The 19247-nt window shown below is 30.4% G+C and carries 24 protein-coding genes; 17 read left to right on the top strand and 7 right to left on the bottom strand.

Translation table 11 applies throughout. The annotated features are described in order from the left end of the window. Positions 1 to 51: 51 nt before the first annotated feature. The 4 genes from B5X81_RS26465 (at position 52) to B5X81_RS27680 (ending at position 4252) form a co-directional block, all read left to right on the top strand. Positions 52 to 1251, top strand: coding sequence for a thiolase family protein (locus tag B5X81_RS26465; RefSeq protein ID WP_079496024.1), 1200 nt, complete (start codon positions 52 to 54; stop codon positions 1249 to 1251). 126 nt (positions 1252 to 1377) lie between these two features. Beyond that, on the top strand, positions 1378 to 2079 hold the full coding sequence (locus B5X81_RS26460) for a DUF6198 family protein (RefSeq protein WP_079496023.1): 702 nt from the start codon (positions 1378 to 1380) through the stop codon (positions 2077 to 2079). An 86-nt stretch (positions 2080 to 2165) separates the two neighbouring features. After that, complete coding sequence (locus B5X81_RS26455) at positions 2166 to 3629, top strand: SLC13 family permease (RefSeq protein ID WP_079496022.1); 1464 nt, start codon at positions 2166 to 2168, stop codon at positions 3627 to 3629. A gap of 476 nt (positions 3630 to 4105) precedes the next feature. Continuing rightward, entirely contained in the window at positions 4106 to 4252 is a 147-nt protein-coding gene (locus B5X81_RS27680; protein WP_170917622.1) for a hypothetical protein, read from the top strand. 169 nt (positions 4253 to 4421) lie between these two features. Here the strand turns inward: B5X81_RS27680 and B5X81_RS26450 are convergent, their stop codons facing one another. The 7 genes from B5X81_RS26450 to B5X81_RS28890 all read right to left on the bottom strand — a co-directional run bounded on the left by B5X81_RS26450 (position 4422) and on the right by B5X81_RS28890 (position 8383). Continuing rightward, positions 4422 to 4865, bottom strand: coding sequence for a GNAT family N-acetyltransferase (locus tag B5X81_RS26450; protein ID WP_079496021.1), 444 nt, complete (start codon positions 4863 to 4865; stop codon positions 4422 to 4424). Continuing rightward, on the bottom strand, positions 4847 to 5380 hold the full coding sequence (locus tag B5X81_RS26445; RefSeq protein WP_079496020.1) for a hypothetical protein: 534 nt from the start codon (positions 5378 to 5380) through the stop codon (positions 4847 to 4849). Before B5X81_RS26445 ends, B5X81_RS26450 begins: the two co-directional genes overlap by 19 nt. A 56-nt stretch (positions 5381 to 5436) precedes the next feature. Then, the gene (locus B5X81_RS26440) at positions 5437 to 6510 is read right to left on the bottom strand and encodes a hypothetical protein (RefSeq protein WP_079496019.1); all 1074 of its coding nucleotides are present in this window, start codon (positions 6508 to 6510) and stop codon (positions 5437 to 5439) included. Between the two features lie 36 nt (positions 6511 to 6546). Beyond that, positions 6547 to 6894, bottom strand: a complete 348-nt coding sequence (locus B5X81_RS26435) for a helix-turn-helix domain-containing protein (RefSeq protein WP_079496018.1) — start codon at positions 6892 to 6894, stop codon at positions 6547 to 6549. A gap of 117 nt (positions 6895 to 7011) precedes the next feature. Beyond that, entirely contained in the window at positions 7012 to 7389 is a 378-nt protein-coding gene (locus B5X81_RS26430; protein ID WP_170917621.1) for a CPBP family intramembrane glutamic endopeptidase, read from the bottom strand. Between the two features lie 198 nt (positions 7390 to 7587). Next, complete coding sequence (locus B5X81_RS26425; protein WP_079496016.1) at positions 7588 to 8172, bottom strand: LOG family protein; 585 nt, start codon at positions 8170 to 8172, stop codon at positions 7588 to 7590. Positions 8173 to 8230: 58 nt separating this feature from the next. Continuing rightward, positions 8231 to 8383: a DMT family transporter gene (locus B5X81_RS28890; RefSeq protein WP_408606856.1), complete on the bottom strand. Its 153-nt coding sequence runs from the start codon at positions 8381 to 8383 to the stop codon at positions 8231 to 8233. 162 nt (positions 8384 to 8545) lie between these two features. On the opposite strand from B5X81_RS28890, the gene B5X81_RS26415 reads away from it, so the two are divergent. The 13 genes from B5X81_RS26415 (at position 8546) to B5X81_RS26360 (ending at position 19066) form a co-directional block, all read left to right on the top strand. Continuing rightward, positions 8546 to 9433: a LysR family transcriptional regulator gene (locus B5X81_RS26415; RefSeq protein ID WP_079496015.1), complete on the top strand. Its 888-nt coding sequence runs from the start codon at positions 8546 to 8548 to the stop codon at positions 9431 to 9433. Between the two features lie 38 nt (positions 9434 to 9471). Then, positions 9472 to 10113: a lactate utilization protein gene (locus B5X81_RS26410; protein ID WP_079496014.1), complete on the top strand. Its 642-nt coding sequence runs from the start codon at positions 9472 to 9474 to the stop codon at positions 10111 to 10113. A 142-nt stretch (positions 10114 to 10255) separates the two neighbouring features. Then, positions 10256 to 10990 carry a helix-turn-helix domain-containing protein gene (locus B5X81_RS26405; protein ID WP_079496013.1) on the top strand — a complete coding sequence of 245 codons (735 nt, stop codon included), beginning with the start codon at positions 10256 to 10258 and terminating at the stop codon, positions 10988 to 10990. A gap of 133 nt (positions 10991 to 11123) precedes the next feature. Continuing rightward, entirely contained in the window at positions 11124 to 11525 is a 402-nt protein-coding gene (locus tag B5X81_RS28300; RefSeq protein WP_244282260.1) for a hypothetical protein, read from the top strand. Then, positions 11441 to 11701 carry an EamA family transporter gene (locus tag B5X81_RS28295; protein WP_244282259.1) on the top strand — a complete coding sequence of 87 codons (261 nt, stop codon included), beginning with the start codon at positions 11441 to 11443 and terminating at the stop codon, positions 11699 to 11701. Before B5X81_RS28300 ends, B5X81_RS28295 begins: the two co-directional genes overlap by 85 nt. 108 nt (positions 11702 to 11809) lie before the next feature. After that, positions 11810 to 12139, top strand: coding sequence for a tRNA-binding protein (locus B5X81_RS26395; RefSeq protein ID WP_079496012.1), 330 nt, complete (start codon positions 11810 to 11812; stop codon positions 12137 to 12139). 79 nt (positions 12140 to 12218) lie between these two features. Next, positions 12219 to 13376 (top strand): PucR family transcriptional regulator, encoded by a 1158-nt coding sequence (locus B5X81_RS26390; RefSeq protein WP_079496011.1) that lies wholly within the window; start codon positions 12219 to 12221, stop codon positions 13374 to 13376. A gap of 160 nt (positions 13377 to 13536) precedes the next feature. After that, positions 13537 to 14424, top strand: a complete 888-nt coding sequence (locus B5X81_RS26385) for a DMT family transporter (protein WP_079496010.1) — start codon at positions 13537 to 13539, stop codon at positions 14422 to 14424. A 299-nt stretch (positions 14425 to 14723) separates the two neighbouring features. Continuing rightward, entirely contained in the window at positions 14724 to 15614 is an 891-nt protein-coding gene (locus tag B5X81_RS26380) for a hypothetical protein (RefSeq protein WP_079496009.1), read from the top strand. A gap of 199 nt (positions 15615 to 15813) precedes the next feature. Further along, positions 15814 to 16395, top strand: a complete 582-nt coding sequence (locus B5X81_RS26375) for a putative glycolipid-binding domain-containing protein (protein WP_244282258.1) — start codon at positions 15814 to 15816, stop codon at positions 16393 to 16395. Between the two features lie 259 nt (positions 16396 to 16654). Next, entirely contained in the window at positions 16655 to 16819 is a 165-nt protein-coding gene (locus B5X81_RS28885; protein WP_079496008.1) for a transposase, read from the top strand. Between the two features lie 63 nt (positions 16820 to 16882). Beyond that, positions 16883 to 18340: an aminotransferase-like domain-containing protein gene (locus tag B5X81_RS26365; RefSeq protein ID WP_330397458.1), complete on the top strand. Its 1458-nt coding sequence runs from the start codon at positions 16883 to 16885 to the stop codon at positions 18338 to 18340. Positions 18341 to 18454: 114 nt separating this feature from the next. Beyond that, the gene (locus tag B5X81_RS26360) at positions 18455 to 19066 is read left to right on the top strand and encodes a LysE/ArgO family amino acid transporter (protein WP_079496006.1); all 612 of its coding nucleotides are present in this window, start codon (positions 18455 to 18457) and stop codon (positions 19064 to 19066) included. Positions 19067 to 19247: the final 181 nt, after the last annotated feature.

The following is a 19247-nucleotide window of genomic DNA, read 5'->3' as shown; positions in this document are numbered from 1 at the left end:
TAAAATATATAAAATTTTAAAAAATACATGAAATATTAGGAGGAATTAGTAATGGCATATAGTAAAGTTTTTATTCCTTATGGGGTGTACTATTCAACACCATTTGTACGATGGAATGGCTCTTTAAAGTCAGAGAATCCAATAGTGCTTAGTGCAGAAACAGCAAGAAGATGGTTTGTTCATAAAAAAATTGATCCAACAGTACTTGACTTCCTATACTTCGGATCAACTGTAGTAAATCCATTATCATTTTATGCGCATGCTTATGCAGCCGCAGTGATACTTGAAAGGAAGAAGGAAATTCCGGCATTATCGTTAAACCAAGTATGTGCTACATCAACAACTTCAATATCGCTCGCAGCAAACGATATTGAGGTGGGAAATTATGATGCTGTGCTCTGCCTCTCAGGTGACAGATGCTCAAGTACTCCTATAGTTGTAGCACCAAATCCTAATACGGGTAGTCTGGATGTTGAAAACGTTGTTCTTGACAACTTTAACAAAGATCCTTCACCAGGTGCAGGCTTGAAAATGTTTCAGACGGCTGAGGCTGTTGCAAAAGAAATGGGAATAACTAAGGAAGAATGTGACGAAGTAGCTCTTCTTAGATACCATCAGTATCTGGATGCACTTGTTAATGATAGAGAATTCCAGAAAAAATACATGTTTTCGGTAGAAATAAAAGAAGGCAAAAAGAATGTAAAATATATTTCTGAGGATGAAGGTGTAAGGCCTTCAACAGCCGAAGGTTTAGCTAAACTAAAACCAATAGAAGAAGGTGGTGTACTGACATTCGGCAGTCAGACACACCCAGCTGATGGAAACTGTGGAATTATTGTTACAACTAAAGAAAAAGCAAAAGAAATTAGTTGTGATCCAAATATTAACATTCAGATTCTTTCATATGGTACAGTTAGAATTGGTGCCGGACGAATGGCAGCTGCACCTGGCCCGGCACTTGATAAAGCGATAAAAAATGCAGGATTGACAGTTAAAGATATTAGCCAAGTAAAAACCCATAATCCTTTTGCAGTGAATGATATAAGTCTTGGGAGAATGCTTGGAATTGAACAGAAGAAAATAAATAACTATGGATCTTCGATGATTTATGGACATCCTCAAGGACCAACTGCTGGAAGATCTATAATAGAGCTTATTGAAATATTAGTTAAACAGGGTGGAGGTTACGGTGCATTTACTGGATGTGCAGCTGGAGATATTGGTGCTTCAATAGTGATTAAGGTAGATTAAAAACTCTAAATAAGTTGAGGCTGCAGCTAATGCATCCTCAACTTTACAAACATCGAAGGGAATTTTAAGTACTACGTGGAAATATGACCATTGTAGTTTTCTAGATTATGAAGGATGTGTATGTGATTGACGAAGTTTATTAGTAGTAATTCTAATGATACAAAATCAAGAATTAAATTGTATAGTGAAGTAGCATTGTTAGTTGGATTGGTCTTGAACGGATTAGCTGTAACTCTAATGATAAAAAGTGGGCTTGGTGTATCTACAATATCGTCCATACCATTAATATTGGATTTAGTCAGTTCCAAATTAACATTAGGCATGACAACATTTCTTTTTCAACTTTTTTTAATGGCTATTCTTTTTGTTGTCACTCGTAAAATAGGACAGTATGTTATTTCACTAGGTCTTGCTGCTTTATTTAGTATAATTTTAGAGTTTTATAGTAGAATATTTGATGGAATTTTAATTAATGGAATTGCAAGATATTTAATTTTCTTGGTTGGGTTCATTTTGTTAGCTTTTGGGATAACTCTTATGATAATGTGTAAACTTCCACCATTGCCTTTTGATATTTTCATAAGGGATATGGCATTGATTTCAAAGAAGAAAGTGAGAACAGTGAAAACAATATTTGATGCAACTTGTGTTCTATCAACCATATTGATATCCTATGTGAATTTTAAAAGTATATATTCTGTCGGAATAGGTACAATATTTGCTATGGTGTTTACAGGAAGTGCAATACAATGGTTAATAGATTTAATTAATAGATATATTATCTTTGTACCAAGAGCGTATACGAAATTTATATATCATAATAGTTAAAAAAACTAAGGCTTAAGGAGATATACATATAGTTATCGATTATATTTAGATATAAAATTACAATTATTAAAGGGGGAAAAATAATAATGAATACCGACAAATTTTGTATGGAGAAAACCAAACTAATTCAAATTATTGCCTGCTTAGCAATAGTCATTCTTTTTTGGATTGTGCCTCCTGTTGAACCGATGACCACTGTGGGGATGAAGGTCATCGGTGTCTTCATTGCCACTGTACTTCTTCTCTCACTTGTGGACACCGTATGGCCTGCAATGCTGGCGTTAGTCCTGCTATCTAGAACTGGTGTTACCACTCTGAACACTGCCATTTCTGGTTCCTTTGGAAGCTGGATAATCTACTTCGTTCTCATGAGCTTTATTATGACATATGCTCTAAATGAGTCTGGATTTACAACCAGATTGGTTGCAAAGTTTATGAGCTTAAAGTTTGTTAGTAAGAGTCCCTGGATATTCACTTTTTCCCTTGGTGCCTTGGGTATGCTTCTTGGCTGTTTTATGGATCAGGTACCAGCCGCTTCTTTTATGCTTTCCTTTTGTAGTAAGATATATCAAGAGCTGGGCTATGATAAGAAGGATTCTTATCCAAATATTGCAAATATCGTAACGATATTTGGTGTTAATATAGGAGGTGCCATGACTCCTATTTCTCACTCCTTGATCATTCTCGGTCTTGGCATATACGAAGGAGCAACTGGCAAAGCTATAAGCCTTTTCACTTACTTAGCTTATGGGGTTCCTACTGGAATTCTTCTATTCATTCTTATGGCTATCATGATTCGACTCTTCGCTAAGCCCGACATGAGTAAATTCAAAAATTTCAATATCGAGAATGTTATTAACAAACAGAATCCAATGGACCTTAAGGAAAAAACAACCGTTTTCATTTTCTTTGCAACAGTTGTTATGTGGATGTTGCCTGGTATTATGAACATGTTTGTAGGAAGTTCTTCATTTGTCAAAGCTCTAAATTCCTATGGAATTACCTTCTGGGCAATTCTGTCTGTAGTCTTAATGTCTGTTATCAGCATTAATGAAAAGCCTATCATCGACGTTGCGGATATTGTTAACAAGAAGATAAATTGGGCTATTCTAATTTTTATCAGCATTGGAGTTTACCTTGGAAGCGCTGTTAGCGACAAAGCCACTGGTGTAACTGATTTCATTGGCGAAAAAATCGTTCCCCTGACCAGTGGAGTATCTCCTATGATTATTGTTCTGATAATTACTTTCATTACCCTCTTTTTAACTAACTTTGCTTCTAATGTCACTACTATTACAGTTATGACCGGTGTTGGTGTTGCCTTAGCACTAAGCGGTAAATCCATTGATCCTGTTGCCATTGCACTAACAACTACTTTATGCGGATCCTGTGCATTTGTTTGCCCGTCTAGCTTTGCTACTGTCGCAATGCTACATGGTGATGATTACAGCAATCGGAGCAAGATATTTAAATATGGTATAGCAATGCTAATAGTGACTACGCTTATAGTAACGTTTGTTAGTTATAACATCAGCAGTATGATGTTGTAGTGTAAATAATTTTATAGTTTCTTGTTCTCTAGACTAATATTAGAATATAGTTAACAAAATAAAAGTAAGAGCATTTAATCTATAAGTATTTTTATATATGTTTTGTAGGCTGTCAATTAATTTTGGTAGCCTTTTTGTAAGTAAGATTATTTAAGGTTATACCAGATGACAAGTAGTTACGTTGAACTGCACCACAAGTAACGGCAGTTTTCAGTAGGATAGTGGTTATGTGTATTTCGTCTTTACTATTGAAATCCACTAAAATCATATTGATATAATAATCAATATGATTTTTATTTTTACTATAAAAAACGGTAAAAATACTAAAAAACACATACTCTACGATTCGTTTATTGAATTAAATTCGTAAGTAGGTTAAATTAATATAAGAGGTGATATTAATGGATTGCAAGAAAATGGTAAATTAATATATCAATTGAGAAAAGAAAAAAATATGACCCAAAAACAAATTGCAGATGATAAAGGTAAGTGTTGATAGAATTTTATTAGGCGAAATTAATTTAAATGAATTAGTAGGAAGAAATATGAATAAATTAAAGTTTTATGTATGTCCACAATGTAATAATCTAATGACAGCTACAGGAGATGAAAAAGAACTTTAATCCTAAAATTTTAAATAAGAACTTACGGATATCACCATTTCCAAAAGTATTAAATTTAGAAGGAACTCCTACGAGCAGTTATTGCTATTTAAAAGGTATAGTGATAAAGAATTATATAAAATATATACTAAATAACAATAAATCAATCCAAGGACTAAGCTAATAATCTTTAGAAATCTTTTCTTAAATAAACCATATCAATAAGCTGAACACCATTTTCAAAAATAGGTTTATCGTAGTTATCGATGAAAAAATTTTTTGTTTTATGAGAAATTTTGAATCCGCAATGTTCATAAAAAGGAATTGTCAAAGGACTATCTCCAGTACCTACAAACATTGTCTTGCACTTGCCTTTATAGTATTCAAATATATACTTTACCAAGCTGCTTCCATAGCCTTGTCCTTGGTATTTTTTATATGTAGCTAAATTCTTTAGCTCGTATTCATCATCATTTTCTTTTGTTACAACACAGATACTTTTTAAATCTCCATCATACAATGCAAATAATTCTCCTCTATGTAAATACTTATCAATCATATTTTCTTGTTCATCAGCTAAAAGCAATAAGTCTAAAAAATCTTTTTTATTGTCTTCTATAATTTTGACTTCCATATGAACCTCCTGTTATATTGAGATGGCTCCTCATATACCATAAAACTATAAAATACAGAATCATCTTCAACCTCATAACTATTCAGCCTATAATCCATCTCTTTCTTATTATTCTTTAATTTTATTTTTTCTCCTTCATAATCATACCGAATAAATTCATTATCCACTGAAATGTTATCTGCTAATAGGGCCTGCATTCCCTTTATATCTTGGTTCAAATATGCTTCAATAAACCGATTCGCCAAATAATAGGTCATCGCTGACTTTTTTCGCTGTTCTTCTTTTTCCTGGAATATTTCTTTTATATTTTCATTTTCTCGCTCTAATTGTTCCACTTTTCCTTTTAGTTCAACAATCATTTTATTGTCTTCACGCTGTTTATCTTTCATTGCATGCAATTCAGCTTCCAAATTATTTACTGTTTTTGATACATCAACTTGCTCTGCTGTTTGTACTTTGGTGCAACCAACACTTATTGCTACAATAACGATTAGCAAAATAAAACTATTCTTCATATAATTCCTCTTTTCTAATACAAAGCACTACCATTCCAGTTGATTTTTACCAATTTTTATCTAGAATACTCCTCAATTCCCTTTACTAGCAATTCTTCTAAAGAAATATCCGGGGTATTTTTATGTATTTGATTATATATTTCAAAAAAATGTACTTCATCATAGTCATCAAAATCAACTGATAAATCGCGATTACTAAATATAATTTTATTATTATAAAATGCAGCCAAAGACTCATAGGCTTTATATACCAATGAATACTCATACTTTCCGCTACTCATCACTTTTTTAAAAGTATCAAATAATAGATGGGTTCCAACCTCATGGCTTATATATTCAACAAGATGATTGATCTTCGTATTCGGTTCATAATAAAAGTGATTTCTTTCATACGCAACTGATACAGCATTTGCTCCACTTTCATTTGCACTGCACAAAACTATTTGATATACTGAATATTTAAAACTTTTTCCGGTAGCTTCTTGCCATTTTTCTATTAAATTATATTCGTCTATTTCTTTTATTAGCTTTTCTCTTTTTGATATTAACTTCTCCTTTTCTACAGACCATACACGCTCAATATAATTATCATAATTATTTACGTATATATCACTTATTCTTTTAACAACTTCTTTAAATTGGGTAATTTCTTGAAGGTATTCCTTTGCATTAAATGGCACCCAATATTCATTAATATTATTAAGTTTTTCGCTATACTTGTCTATGAATACCGAATATTCTTCCTTTTCTAAAGCTTGATTCAACAACCTAAAATACTCTTTGACCTCTTCTTTACTCTTTGGATTTATATAAAGAGGTACAAATAAAAAGGCTGGCGCTAATGAGCCAAACCGTCCATTTGCAAAACCTAGTAACTCTTTATTTTGACTAAGATACTCTCTATCATCTTTTTTTACTGTTTCTTTATATACAGCTCCATATTCATTTTCATAACCAATACCCGCAACTGAATATAAATGAAAAACATAATTTGGAAAACCTTCTACTAAAACTTCTAAATACGCATGATTTTCTTTAGTTTGTAGGATATCCGTATTATCTCTTGAACACCCCATTAAAGTACTTCCTAGTAATGTAAAAATTAATAAAATCAATATGATTTTTTTCATTATTTCACTCTCCTCTTATATAAAAAATAACCTATTCTAAAAAGTATATCTAATCAAAATATATAGACTTGCCATCCCAAAAATCCCTAATATATACCATATGATTCCATGCACAAATTTACGATTAGTACCCCCTAAAATAGTATCATTTTCCTGCCTAACATCATTTTCAAGGTTATCAGCCATTTCTGGCCCTTTTAAAATATAATCTGTACTCACATTATAGATTTCACTCAATTTGATAATATTATTGATATCCGGTTTCGATTGTTCAGATTCCCATTTCGATATAGCCTGTCTGGATAGTTCCAATTTTTCTGCTAATTCTTCCTGCGATAAATTTGCCTTTTTTCTTAATTCTTGTAATCGAATAGATAAACTCAAGTTATCCGCCTCCTTTTTTATAATTATAAAACATCCGATTGGTTGCACACTACCAATTACAGTATAATTTTTGTCAACTGACAGTTGCAAAGCAATTTAAAAGAGAATAACCGACTTCTAAAAACATTGTTTACAGTCATTTTTCGTCAATACTGTAATAAATTTAATTATAAGAACCACCATTATAAGCCATAAAAAATCAATCATTGGATTATTATAATAATTCGTATAAGTTCCACCTACATCCCAAATCGTATGAAAAATAATTAGAGGCCACAAATTGCCAATTATTTTATATAAATATCCATATATTATTCCAGTAATTAGCAGCATAAAAAAAAGAACCATATTGAACTCCGGACTTATAAAATGGAAACCCGCAAATGCTAATGATTGAATGATTATTTTTAATTTATTTGTATCTGCTGCATGATAAATATAACCTCTACATAAAAATTCTTCCGAAAATCCTACGAAAAAATAATAAGCAGCCACACCTAGCAATCCTATATTTATTGGCTTTGAAAATGCATATAAAGTATATTTGGATGGGAAATTTCCACAGTTATTACCATCTGTTTTCTAAATAAGATATTCACACACCGATAGTAATTATGTAACCGAAAATAAAGATAGTTGAATAGTTAGCTATCTTTATTTTTATTATAAGTATTTTATAAGAAAAAAGTAAAGTTATTTATAGGGTAATTCACGCCATTTATTTTCCATTAGAGGTGGAGTATAGTTTTTCATCTTTTCTATTAATAGTGAAGGGTTGTCAGAAATTGAGATGAGTTTAATATTTGATTCACTCATAAAACCTTCAGTACAGGTATTTTGTATCATATGTAAAAGAGGTTCAAAGAAATTGGATACATTTAATAGGCCAATAGGTTTTTTATGAATACCAAGTTGAGCCCAACTAAGGACTTCAAATAGTTCTTCATAAGTGCCTAGTCCACCAGGAAGTGATATGAATCCATCAGAAAGTTCAGCCATAGTTTGCTTTCTTTCATGCATGTTTTTAACTTCAATAAGTTTAGTTAAATTTTTGTGAACCATTTCACCGGAGAAAAGGCCTTTAGGCATAACTCCAATAACTTTTCCATTATTTTTTAAAACTTCATTTGATACTTGTCCCATAAGACCTATTCTTGAACCACCATATACTAATTCAATCTTGTTTTCTGCTAATATTTTACCAAGTAGTTTAGCATTTTCTTTATATTCTGGACGGAAACCTAGATTAGAGCCAGAATAAATACAGATTCTTTTCATTGATATTACCTCCCGTAAAGATGTTTTATTGATTTAAGATTTAAATAGGAATTTCTAATTAATGAGTTTGAATAATATAAACACCTAAGACTAATAAAATAATTCCTAAAACTCTTAAAGGACTTAGCAAACGGACTTGGTTGCCTAATAAACCAAAATGGTCAAATACAACAGCAAGAATTATTTGACTACATATAACAAGGCTGAACATATTGGGTAAATCCAGATACTAACGATAATAAATAATATGTAAATACCACTCTATGACCCCCAATCCTTGCAGTTGTTGATTAACTTTCATAAAGCAATTATAATTAACATAATGGCATAAGTAAAATTAATATTTAATATGGGAGGTATATTAAATTTTTATATGTATATTAATCTTGAACTTTATAGAATTTTTTATATTACTGCCAAATTAGGGAGTATATCTAAAGCTGCAAAAGAACTTTTTACATCACAGCCAGCCGTTAGTCAATCTATAAAATTATTAGAAGGAAAATTAGGAGGACAATTATTTCATAGAACTCCAAAAGGAGTTGTTCTTACTTTAGAAGGTGAGGTATTATTCAAATATATAGAACAGGGTTATGGTCTTATGCAGACAGCGGAAAGAAAATTTTTAGAACTCAAAAATCTAAATTTGGGTAAGATAAGAATAGCTGTTTGCAGTGCAGTATGTAAATATCATTTAATGAAATATATAGAGATATATAATTTGAATTATCCAAATATAAAAATTTATATTCAGGATAAATCAAGTTATGAAATAGTAAAAGGATTAGAGTCAGGTGAGATAGATATAGGAATTTTAAATATGCATATAGAAACTAACAATTCTCTTAATGTAATTAAAAGATTTAAAATACAAGATTGCTTTGTGGTGGGAGATAAATACAAGGAAATTTGTGAAAAACAGATATCATTGAGGAATTTAGTACATGCATATCCTATTATTCTACTAGAGAAAGGTGGAAATACAAGAGATTATATAGATAAGTATTTTAGTTCACATGGGCTTGAAGTAGTGCCACAAATCGAGTTGAGTAATATGGAACTAATGATAGAATTTGCTAAAAGAGGATTGGGAGTTTCCTGTGTTATAAAAGATTATATGCAAAAGGAATTAGACCAGAAACAGTTATATGAAATTTTTATTAAAGAAAAAATACCTGAAAGAATTATAGGAATAGCAATTAAGAAAGATATTCCTATGTCTACAGCAGCACAGAGATTCATTGAACTTATTGAAGATTAGATTATTTATTCGAACTTAGTTCTAGGAGGGAGATAAATATGGACAAAAATATTACATGGTATATTGACAAGCAGGTTGAGAGAACTATAAAAAATCTAAATGCTCGTAATATGGAAGGATATTATATTAATAACAGGGAGCAGTTGTTGAAAAAATTAAAAGAGCTTATAGATGAAGGTGCTACTGTTGGTGTAGGAGATTCTATGACTCTTTTTGAAACAGGAGTAATAGATTTTTTAAGAAGTGGAAAGTTTAATTTTTTAGATAAATATAAAGATGGTTTAACAAGTGATGATAGAAGAGAAATTTATATTAAAAATTTTTCTGCTGATACATTTATTTGCAGTACAAATGCATTAACAGAAGATGGGGAATTATATAATATTGATGGCAATGGAAGTAGAGTAGCTCCAATGATATATGGACCTAAGCAAGTTATTCTAATAACTGGAATAAATAAAATTGTTAAAGATATAGAAGAAGCTGAAAGCAGGGTAAGGAATTATGCAGCACCTATAGATGCTAAAAGATTGAATAAAGAGACTCCATGTGTTCAGCTAGGGTATTGTGTGAATTGTAAAAGCACAAATCGAATTTGTAATGATTTTGTGATAATTAGAGGACAATTTATTAAAGGAAGAATAAAGGTAATTATTGTTGGAGAACAATTAGGTTATTAGACGGATAATAAATAATAAAAAAGTAATGCATTTAGTTAATCATGGTGAACCGTACCATAAGTAACGGCGGTTTTTCTTTTAAATATAAGATAAAAATATAATATTAAATTCTAAGTGAAAATATAAGAGAGGAAGAAAAACTATGGAATCAAATAATTTATTATGTGAAACGAGGACATATACAGAAAAAACTTATACACATAATCATTCCTATAGTCAGTTAATACTTCCACTACAGGGTAGTTTATCTATAAAAACAGATAAGCATGAACTAAGCTTAGATGAAAAACATTTATTTTTTCTTCCGCCTGAATGCTATCATTCATACCACTCAGATAGCATAAATAAGTTTTTAGTAATTGATATTCCAAGGGAAATTAATTCAGTTTTATTAGGAGAAATGTTTAAATATGAACTGTATCAGGTTCTCGATGATAGATGGAAAGCCATTAGATATCTTCTTCATGAAGAAGCTCAAACCTCAAATAAAAGAGGGCTATGTGATTTAGTGAACTATGCTTGTAATTTTCTACTGGATGAAGTAAGGCCAATTTCGATACAGTATATTCATGATAATTTTCAGAAGCAAATATCGATTAATAAATTGGCAGCAATTGAGAATTTCAATGTATCTTATTATATCGAATGGTTTAATAAAAAAACTGGTATGACACCGAATGCATACATTCAAAAACTACGATTAGAAAAAGCTAAAAAATATTTGATAGATACAGACTTAAGTTTACTTATGATTTCACAACTTGTTGGATATAAGCAACAATCATCTCTTACTAGACTATTTACAAAACATCATGAGTTGTCGCCAAGTGCATATCGTAAAATGTACCGAGAAATGGATAAAAACTCCCTGATTTAAGCAAAGAACTTTGTGATTATATATTTTATAATGACTGTATAGACTTAGATTTTAAAATTCACAGGCTATATAAACATTTTAGGAGGGCAAAGTTATGAAACAATCGAATATAAAAGCATAGGTATTCGTACTAATGGTAGCGATACTATGGGGAACGACAGGTTCTGCACAGGCTTTTGCTCCAGAAAATGCTACACCAATTGTAATTGGTGCACTGTGTATGACAATAGGTGGGACAGCTTTATTTTTAATGACAAAAACAAGAGGAGCATTTAAAACAGGTGTTGCACTTGGTACGGTTTTAGCATTAGGAAGTGCACCTATTTTTTCAGGTATTATTGAATATTTTATGGGTGAAAAACTAAGTAGAAGATGGATTATAGGTACTATAGTATCTATTATTGGATGTACTTTACTTTTCGGTGGTCAAGATTCTATGAATATGAATGTATTGGGTTCAATTTTATCCTTAGGAGCAGTACTCTATTTGCATATGGACTTGTTAATATTTCAACACCTAAGGCTGTTAATTTAACATTAGCAGAACCATTTACTGCAGCTATGCTTGGAGTAGTTGTGTTTGATGAAAATCTGACAGGTGTCTCTATAATCGGTGTTTTACTTTTATTTTGGGGATTAATAATAAATTCTTATCCAGAAAAAGAAAAGTGTAAAAGAGAAAATAAGAATATTGTAATTCTAGAACCTTAGGACTAAGTTGAAAATACTATAGTTGTACTATATGTAAAACAATATTTCACTTCGCTATAGGATGGATTAGATTGTTTACTAGATATGTATAGAGGAAGGAGATAGATTATGGCTATATTTGATGATTTTTTGAAATTAGACATTAGAGTAGGAGAGATTATAAAAGTAGAAGTCTTTGAAAAAGCTAGAAAGCCTGCATATAAGCTATGGGTTGATTTTGGTGACGAAATTGGTATAAAGAAATCAAGTGCTCAAATAACTGAATGCTATAAAAGGGAAGAATTGATTGACAAGCAAGTTTTAGGAGTGGTAAACTTTCCACCAATACAAATTGCTGACTTTATGTCTGAAGTATTAGTATTAGGAATATATGCCGAACAAGGTGTTGTATTAATTCAACCAGAACAGCCTGTTAAAAAAGGTGATAAATTAGGTTAATATATAATCCTTTTAAACTATGTAAAAAATTAAAGAGCTCCCTCTAGAATTGAAAAATTAACACTTAAGGAGTGAACAAATGGCGTTAACAGTTCATGAAGCACTTAAGCTAGATGCATTAAAAAGATTTAAACTTGTTGCAGGTATGAATGGGTTGGAGCGTAAAATTACTAGAGCTGGAATCTTGGATCATGAGGTTGGGGAGCAGGTTCGGGATACAGTTCAAACAGGAGAATTTATCTTTAGTAATTTACTCGCCATTCGGGATCAACCTGAGAAGATTGTTGAATTTGTAAAACATTTAATTGATGCACAAGCAGCATGCTTTGCCATTAAAACCATTTACTTTAAGGAAATTCCTAAAGATGCTATAGAATTAGCTCATAAGCATAGATTTCCGTTGTTTTTATTTGATGAAACCTATGTTGAAACAATTATTTTAGAGATTGATAGAGCAGTTAATATTCAAAAGCATGAACAACATATTAGATTGATGATTGATCAAATTTCAGGGAACAATTTGAATGAATTTCGTATAAGGAAATTAGCTTATGAAATCAATAGAAATTTCAAAAAAAATTGTATTGTTTATTTCGCAAGGGAAGTAATGGTGCATGGAGTCAGTGATATACCAACATTTAACCCAAATGATCTTATCAAATTCCTAGGCAATAGTTGTTTGGTTGTATCTTATAAAAATGGATATTTAATCATTGTAACGTATGCTAATGAAAAAAATGAATATATCAAAAAAGTTTCTCAGTCAGCGTTAAGCCTACACGGTCTGTTAAATGATACATACAGGTTGGGGATAAGTGAGGTTAAAAATGATTTAGGTGCTTTAGGCAGAGCTATTGATGAAAGTAAATATGCCTATGATTTTGCATCTCTATATGATATGAATCAGGCTAACTTTTCTGATATGGGTATTTATCAATTGTTGATCCCAATTATGAACGATCCATGGGTCTATTCATTCTATAAGAAAATGATTGACAAGCTTGTTAATTATGATCAAGATAAAGGAACAAATCTTTTAAATACTGCTATTGCATATATTGAGAATGAAGGAAATATTCAAAAGACATCTGAAAAATTGTTTCAGCATACTAATACAGTGCGTTATCGTATTCGAAAAATAAATGAAATATTAAATCCCTCTCATATAAAAGGTATGACTTATGAGACTTTAGCTGTAGCTATTCGATTACACTTAATTGATAAGAAGCTACTATAGATGAAATATGGATGTGTTTTTATAAAGCTCATTTGATTTGTATATTTTACAAATTAAATAGGCTTTTTTTGTATAAAACGAAATGCTAACTTTAATCATAATCCTGTATAATTATTGAAGAGTGGCAATTTGGATTAAGAAAAAAGGAGGAGAGGCTTTCATGAAAAAAGGAAAAGCAGAAATCATTATGGTAATAATTGTAGCAATGTGGGGTCTATCTTTCAGTTTAACTAAACCAATATTAAAGGATATTGAAATATTTAATTTTATGGCTTTTCGATTCTTGATTGGTGGGTGTGTTTTGTCTAGCATACTATTTTTATCTGGAAAGTTAAAGATTACACGTGAGCAATTAATGGGAGGAGCAATTACAGGAGTAGTTCTATTCCTTGCATTTGCTTTCCATACTATTGGTTTGAAATATACAAGTGTTGCTAAAAATGCATTTATTGTTGGAAGCAGTGTAGTTTTTGTCCCCTTTATTGCTACATACATACGAAAACAAAAGCAATCTACAATTATTTGGGTAGGAACCTACATGGCCATACTTGGTCTAGCACTGGTTACATTAGAAGGACACCAAGGAGGCATTAATTTTGGGGATTTAATGACATTAATCGGATCAGTTATTTTAGCATATTATATTATTCTGGTTGAAGAATATGTTAAAAAGTATGATGCTATATTAATTGCAGTCACTCAAATTAGTGTTGTTGGCCTTTTGAGTCTTCTTGCATCTTTAATAGTAGAAAAACCAACAATAAATTTATCTTTAGAGGCATGGAAAGGCATGTTGTTTTTAAGTATTATATGTACTGCTTTAGCATATTTATTGGCTAATATATGTCAAAAACATGTTCCGGCTACAAGTATGGCGTTGATTTATACCTTAGAGCCAGTTTTTGCAGCTTTATTTGGATGGGTATTTCTATCTGAAAGTATAGGGTTACAAGCTATAATTGGAGCTATTGTGATTGTAATTAGTGCGGGATTACCAAATATAGATATATTTATTAAGAAAATGGAGAGGCATATTCAAACGGAGTAAAAATAATATTTATAATAGCAGCCTAAGAGCTTCAGCAATTTGCTGAAGCTCTTTTTATATAAATATATTTGAGGATTACCTTTATGATGAAAATAAAGATAAAAAAATTGTAACCATATCGATTATCTCTTGTAATTCTTTTGCAACCTATTAGCTATGTAGTTTAGCTATAATTTAAGTATAAAAGAATTTTGTGAAAAATAGATATATGAGTTTAGAATATTATACTTTTAAATTATAAAGTTACTAATATTGAACTGATCTATCTAAATATTATACTTATAGAAAGGGGTATTTTTATGTATAAAAAAAATATTATAAAAAAAGCATCAGCGTTATTATTGACAGGTTGTTTAGCAGCGGGAGGAGTTTATTATGTAAATGCCCAGAGCACTCCAAATAGCCAAATAGCTAATTTAAAAATAGGAGATGAATTTACTATTGAAAAACTTGATTTAGGAGACAATGCATATGTCATAGATTATAAATCAGAAGATGTAACGGGAGATGAGGTTAAGGATGATATTATTCTAGTAGGAAATAAGATGCAAAAAGAAGATATTTTTTCTACAAGCTTAAATGTTGTTGTAAAGGATGGAAAAACCAATGAATATTCAAAGGCAACATATGAAAACTTTGGTGGATATGAGGGCACATTATATGTTCAAGATTTTTCAGGCGATAAAATAAATGATGTAATGGTAAGCACTAGTACCGGTGGAAGCGGTGGAATATATGATCACTTTATAGCAACATTTAAAGATAATAATCCTACGGTAATATTTGATAATAAGGATAATGAAGGAGTAAAAGCTGAGGCTAAGTTTATAGATGATTTTAAAGTAGAAATCAATATTGAAGGTATTGGTCAAAAAGCAATTGTAGATGTAAGTGTAAATAAAGACAAGTACATAGAAGATGGATTATATGATAAGAATGGCAAGGTATTAAAGGACTCAGCTCCATTTTCATATCCATTTTCTTTAGTTGAAGCTAGGGATTATAATGGTGATGGAACTTATGAACTTATAGGACATCAAAGAGTAGTGGGTCTTTACAATGCAGACACCATTTCTCATATTGATACTGTTTGGAGCTATAAGGATTCAAAATGGACTGTAGAAGAGTTAAAATACTCAACATATATAAAGAAGTATGATTATCAAGCTAATAGCCCTCAAGCTGAATAATTTAACATAGCATAGTTTAAAGTTAATTTAAAATTTGGCATTTTAACCTCAGACATTGAAACTTTAGGAGTTTCAGTTTGTGGCATATCTAACAAATATGGTTCAAATAAATCTTGTTCATTTTAGTCCATTTGGACAAATAAAAATATATTTGGTATAATCAATGGGAACAAATGTTTGTGATGGGGGGATGGGATTAATGAAAGAAGGAAATAAAATTAAAATGGATGTAATGTGGGAGAGATTTAGTGAGACAGGATTGGAGCATTTATTCCTATTGAAAGATAAAGCATGTATTACAGCAAATTCAGTTATTCTAACAAGACAAGATGATATACCAGTTCGTATATTATATACTATATATTGTAATTTAGACTGGAGAGTTAACAAATTTCATGTACAAATATTTGATGGTAAATATAGAGATATAGCATTACAATCAGATGGAATTGGAAATTGGACAACGAATGCTGGCAAATTGGTAGAAAATTTAGAAGACTGTATAGATATTGATATTTCTGTTACGCCTTTTACGAATACAATTCCCATTAGGCGATTATCATTAAAAGCCGGAGAATCAAGAGAAATCAAAGTAGTTTATATTGATATTTACAATTTTAGTTTAAGACCTGTAAACCAGCGCTATACCTGTTTGGAATCAAATGCAGACGGTTATAAATACAGATATGAAAATTTAAATAATGGGTTTATGGAGGAATTTTTTATAGATAAAGATGGATTTGTTATAGATTATCCAAATTTATTTAAACGAATCTTGTAATACGAAAAGGCAAAAACAATTTTCTTGAAAAGGATATTTTAAATGAGTTAATAGCATAAGTACAAGATATAATGACTAACAAACTGCTTAATAATTAAATAATATAGATAAGTAATCGCAGCCATATAATAAGGTATTACCTATTTACATACTTGTAGAATTTTTGCGACTGTGAGTTGTTTTATATTAAGGTAAGTTATAATTTCTGTATTACAAGGTCAGGCTCACTACTAAACTTTATGATATAATAATGTAAGACATGAAGATGTTATATATAGAAAAATATAGGGCAAAGTTATATGTATATGTGATTATGGATAATCATGCTCACCTATTAATAGAAGTATCCAATGAACGGTTATCTAAAATAATGCAACTAATACAGCAGACATTTACACAAAATTATAACAAAATAAAGAAGTGAACAGAAATATAAATTTTTTATATATTCTAGTGACACGGAATAAAAATCAATAGGAGTTATATGATGATCATTAATTGGAAACCTAATAAAACCTTAAATATTCCCCTATATAAACAGATAGTAAATTATATTAAGAATAAAATATCTACAGGGCAATGGGATATAGGTAGCAAATTACCAACTCAAAGAGAGTTGGCAAAAGTTTTTGATGTCAATAGAAGTACAGTTGTAGAGGCGTTAGACGAGCTTAAGGCTGAAGGATTAATTGAAGCAAATGGTCGAGGAGGAACAATTATAGTTAATAACACATGGTCACTTTTAGCATCAACTCCTCCTCCTAACTGGCATGAATATGTAAAGAGTGGTTTATATAAACCAAATCAACCTACCATTCAAGCTATAAATAGATTAGAATTTAAAAAAGAAATTATTAGACTAGGAACCGGAGAGCTTTCACCTGAATTGTATCCTAAAGAAATGATGAAAAGAATATTAAATAATGTATCAAACAAGATAGAAAATCTAGGATATGAAGAACCAAAGGGAGCATTATTTTTAAGGCAAGCAATAAGCAAATATTTAGAAAAATTTAATATAAATGCTTCTCCATCATCTATCTTGATAGTTTCAGGTTCATTACAAGCACTACACTTGATTTCTATAGGTATATTGCATCCCTATTCAACTGTTCTTTTAGAAAGCCCATCCTATTTAAAATCTCTTTATATTTTTGAATCAGTTGGAATGAGATTAAAGAGAGTATCTATGGATGAATATGGAATAAAAGCAGATGAGATTATAGAAAATAGATCTAAAAATAATACAACATTATTATATACTATTCCAACATTTCAAAATCCCACAGGCATAGTAATGTCACAAGAAAGACGTAATGAAATAATAAAAGCATGTGGGAAATATAGAATTCCAATAATTGAAGATGATGCATATAGAGAATTAAGTTTAGAAGATGAACCACCAATGCCACTTAAAGCTATAGATAGGAATGGAATAGTTTTATATATGGGTAGTATTTCAAAAACATTAGCTGCAGGATTAAGAATTGGTTGGTTAGTAGGTCCACAACCTGTTATTGAGCGATTAGGAGATATTAAGATGCAAATAGATTATGGAGCAAGTTCGCTTTCTCAGTGGGTAGTGGCTGAATTGTTGAATAGTGATTTATATGAAAAATACCTTATAGAACTAAGGCGTAATCTAAAAATTAGAAGACAAATTGTACTAGATATCTTACAAAAATATTTCATAGATATAGCAACGTGGAATAAACCTATTGGTGGGTTTTATATATGGCTTCATCTAAGAAAACAAATTTCAATGAAAAAACTATTTGAATTATCTGCTAAAGAGGGCTTGCTAATAAACCCTGGCAACATATATGACTTTTCAAACCATCATTGCATTAGAATCTCATATTCGTATGCTTCTTTAGAAGACTTAGAAAAGGGTTTAAAGAGATTAGCCAAATTAATAATAGAATGCAATAAGAAAAGCTATTGAGAAAACTCAATAGCTTTTTTGGTTGGGATTAAATTACTTCATTAGGTTGGAGACTTTACTAAATTTTTTGCGTATAATTAGCATAAATAAAGTATGTATAGGGAGGCGATTTACTTGATAAAATATATTATCCGAGGCTTTATGTTGGGTATTGCATATGTTGCTCCTATTGGAATGCAAAATATTTATGTAATAAATAATGCAATAGGTAATAGTAAGCTAAGAGCATATACAGTGGCTTTAATTACAACTTTTTTTGATATTTCCTTGGCACTAGCTTGTTTCTTTGGAATGGGAGCTATAATGGAAAAGTTTCAAAGCCTTAAATTAACTATTCTTTTTATTGGATGTATAGCTGTTGTATATATTGGCATTCAACTTATAAGAAGCACACCTGAAATAGAAAATAAAGTAGACATAGACAAGTCATTACCACAGATAGTTCTATCTTGTTTACTAGTAACTTGGGGTAATCCTCAAGCACTTATTGATGGTTCTTTACTTTTAGGAGGATTTAAAGCTGCATTATCATTACAAGCTTCAAAATCATTTATTTTAGGTGTTTGTTTGGCTTCTACTTCGTGGTTTTTAGGAATAACAACCTTAGTTTCAACATTTAAAAATAATATTAATGATAGAGTTATTAAAATAATAAATATTGTTTGTGGAGGAATATTAGTTTATTATGGGCTTAAACTTGGTTATAGTTTTTTAAAAATTATATAATGATAAAAATAAAGCTTATTGAGTGTCATTCTTCATACAATAAAGTTATATCAACATATACAACCAGGTATTATTTATTTAATAAATAGCAATCTGGTAATATGTCAAGATAATATTTTAAAAGAAAACAAAAGAAATGTTTAAAAAAGAGTAACCTTAATAGAACCTATGGTTTTTCACA

It is taken from the genome of Maledivibacter halophilus (assembly GCF_900167445.1).
In the GTDB taxonomy this organism is placed as follows: domain Bacteria; phylum Bacillota; class Clostridia; order Peptostreptococcales; family Caminicellaceae; genus Maledivibacter; species Maledivibacter halophilus.
The sequence above is the reverse complement of the archived record's forward strand: the minus strand, read 5'-3'. Positions and strand labels throughout refer to the sequence as shown.